The sequence below is a fragment of the Pseudomonas sp. BAY1663 genome, assembly GCF_000582595.1.
Lineage (GTDB): Bacteria > Pseudomonadota > Gammaproteobacteria > Pseudomonadales > Pseudomonadaceae > Stutzerimonas > Stutzerimonas stutzeri_AF.
This window is the reverse complement of record NZ_AZSV01000168.1, coordinates 1-2,789: the sequence shown is the minus strand read 5'-3', so window position 1 is coordinate 2,789 and position 2,789 is coordinate 1. Positions and strand designations below refer to the sequence as shown.

2 protein-coding genes and 1 pseudogene are annotated in these 2,789 nt (G+C 69.6%); 2 read left to right on the top strand and 1 reads right to left on the bottom strand.

Going from position 1 to position 2,789, the window contains the following annotated elements:
• The first annotated feature begins 163 nt into the window (after window positions 1-163).
• Window positions 164-628 (top strand): periplasmic heavy metal sensor, encoded by a 465-nt coding sequence (locus BAY1663_RS22405; RefSeq protein WP_037045254.1) that lies wholly within the window; start codon window positions 164-166, stop codon window positions 626-628.
• 91 nt (window positions 629-719) lie between these two features.
• The gene (locus BAY1663_RS22400; protein WP_037045252.1) at window positions 720-1,202 is read left to right on the top strand and encodes a hypothetical protein; all 483 of its coding nucleotides are present in this window, start codon (window positions 720-722) and stop codon (window positions 1,200-1,202) included.
• A 13-nt stretch (window positions 1,203-1,215) separates the two neighbouring features.
• On the opposite strand, the pseudogene BAY1663_RS22395 reads toward BAY1663_RS22400, so the two are convergent.
• Window positions 1,216-2,789: pseudogene (locus BAY1663_RS22395) on the bottom strand (LTA synthase family protein); the annotation flags it as partial.

The following is a 2,789-nucleotide window of genomic DNA, read 5'->3' as shown; positions in this document are numbered from 1 at the left end:
GTGCCGCGGCATCGATCCTGCTCGGCCTGCTGCTCGGCTATGCGCTGCCCGGCCAGCCGCCGGACAGCTCGCCCGACCATGACCTGCTCGCCGTCCTCGGCAGCGCCCCACCCGGCGCGCTCTGCGCGCGGCCCGAACTCTGTTACCTGAAGGTAAACCCGAAATGAGCAACACCACCCTGCGCAACGCCCTGGTCCTGTCCGTGCTGGTCAACCTCGGCGTGCTCGCCGGCCTCGGCTGGCAGAAACTCAGTCGCGACGGCCTGCCGATGCCCTCCGGCGCACCGACCGAGCTGTCGCGCGAGCTGCAACTGAGCGCCAGTCAGCTGCAGCGCTGGCACGATGCCGAAGCGCCGTTCCTGGCTTACCTGCGCGCCTCCAACGCCAGCCTCGGCGAACACCGCAACCGGCTGATCGAGGCGATCTTCGCCGAACAGGTGGACCGCACGGTGATCGACGCCGAACAGGCGAAGATCGCCGAGCTGCAGAACGAACAGCAGCGCCTGCTCATCGACCAGCTGCTGCAGGAGCGCGAAATCCTCGAACCGCAGCAGCGCGCGCGGCTCGCCCAGATGCTCACGCAGCAGTCGCTCGGCGCCGACAGCATCGAGCAACTGCACCGCAAATGACCGATGCGCGGCGCGATGGAACAAAACCGTCGCGCCTGCGTTAGAACATCAGGAGCCGCACTTCGCCGGCTCGCTCAATGGAGTTCTATCGATGATCCGCAAACCCCAGGCGCTCGCCCTCGCCATCATTCTCGCCGGCACCCTCGGCCATGCCGGCACCAGCCTCGCCGCCACCGGCCATGACCATGGCCACGGCGAAGGCGCATCGGCGCTGCAACTCGATGCCGGCATGCTCTGGGCCACCGACGCGCCGCTGCGCCAGGCAATGGGCACCATCAACGACGACATGCGCCAGGCGCTGCCGGCGATCCACGCGGACCGTCTGCCCGCCGCCCGCTACGGCGAGCTGGCCGAGACGGTGCGCGGCCAGGTCGCCTTCATGGTGGAGAACTGCAAGCTGAGCGCCGAGGCCGACGCGCAGCTGCACCTGATCATCGCCAAGTTGCTCGCCGGCGCCGACGCCATGAGCGGCGCCCCGGCAGGCCAGCGCGACGGCGCGGTGACCGTGGTCGGCGCGCTGGGCGACTACGTTATTTACTTCGCCGACGACAGCTTCAAGCCGCTGGAACACTGATCGACCGTCGAGCTCAACCCTTGTCCGGCCGCGCCGGCGTGGCCGTTTTCACCGCGAGCGGCACCTCGGCGGCCACCGCGTCCGGCTCGCCCTCGCCGCTGCGATCTCCGCTGGTATTGGCCAGCAAGCTGCCGGTAGCGGTCTGCAGGTAGGCCTGCAACTGGCGCAGCAACGCAGCCGAGCCGTCCCCATCCTCGATCCGCTGGGCCCGGGCGTCGGCGCCCAGCTCATAGCGATACAGGCGCGGCTCCTGATCCTTGGGCTGGACCAGGATCCGGTCGCCACGGATCATCGCCACGGTCTGGTCGCTGCCCGAGGGCTTGATGATGCCGAAGCCGGGGTCGCGCGCATCCAGCGCCAGCAGGTCGCGGCCCCAGCACTGGTGGCGCACTTCGCCGCCGAGCCGGCCCATGATGGTCGGCACCACGTCGACCTGGGTGCCGACCACCGCCCGGCGAGCGCCGAAGCGCTCGGTGATGCCCGGCGCGATCAACAGCAGTGGCACGTGGAAGCGGAACAGGTCCATCTCGGTCAGTTGTTCCGGCGCGCCGAAGCCATGGTCGCCGACCACCACGAACAGCGTGTCCTGGTACCAGGGTTGACGCCTGGCCTGCTCGAAGAAGCGCCCCAGTGCCCAGTCGGAGTAACGCATGGCGGTCAGGTGCGCATCCAGCGAGCCATGGCCGCTGACCGGCGGCACCGGCAGCGGCTCGGGCAGCGCATAGGGCGTATGGTTGGACAGCGTCTGCAGCAGCGCATAGAACGGCTCGCCCGCGGCCAGGCCGTCGAGCTCCTGCACGGCGCGGTCGAACATGTCCTGGTCGGAGACGCCCCAGGTCGGGTCGGCGACCACCGGGTCGCGGTAGTCGTTGCGCCCGACGAAGCGGGTCATGCCCTGGTTGCCGAAGAAGCCCAGCTGGTTGTCCCAGGCGAAATCGCCGTTGTAGACGTAGACATCGTTGAACGCCCGCGCGCCGAGCAGCTGTGGCAGGCCGGAGAAGCGGTGGCTGCCCTCCGGCGACTGCATCAGGTACTCGAAGCCCGGCAGGTTGGGAAAGCAGGCCATGCTGGCGAACATGCCTGGTGGGTGTGGGTGCCGTTGGCGAAGAAGCGCTCGAACAGCAGGCCCTCGCCGGCCAGGCGGTCGAAGTTCGGGGTGATGCCGTCGCGGCTACCCAGCGCGCCGACATAGCGCCCGGCGAAGCTCTCCATGAGGATCACCACCACATTGCGCACCGGCAGCCGGCCCGCCTCGGGCGCGCGGTAGTCGCGGCGCAGGGCGGCCAGCCCGCCGTCGACCAGTTGGTCGTTGCCGGTCAGCAGCAGCTCGCGGGTGATCGCCAGGGCCTGCTCTTCGGGCAGCGTGGCCTTCCAGACGTTGTCGCGGTGCGACGAATAGCGGTTCTTCGCCGCCTCGTAGAGGGTCAGCACCGGGTTCAGGCCGAGCTGGTTGACGAACACCGAGTCGCTGGTGAAGGCATCGCCCCAGCGCAGCGGCGGGCCTTGGCGCAGGGTGCCGCGGGCGGCCACCACGCTGATCAGCACCAGTGCCACGAGCGCGGCGCCGCGCCAGGGCCAGCCAGGCTG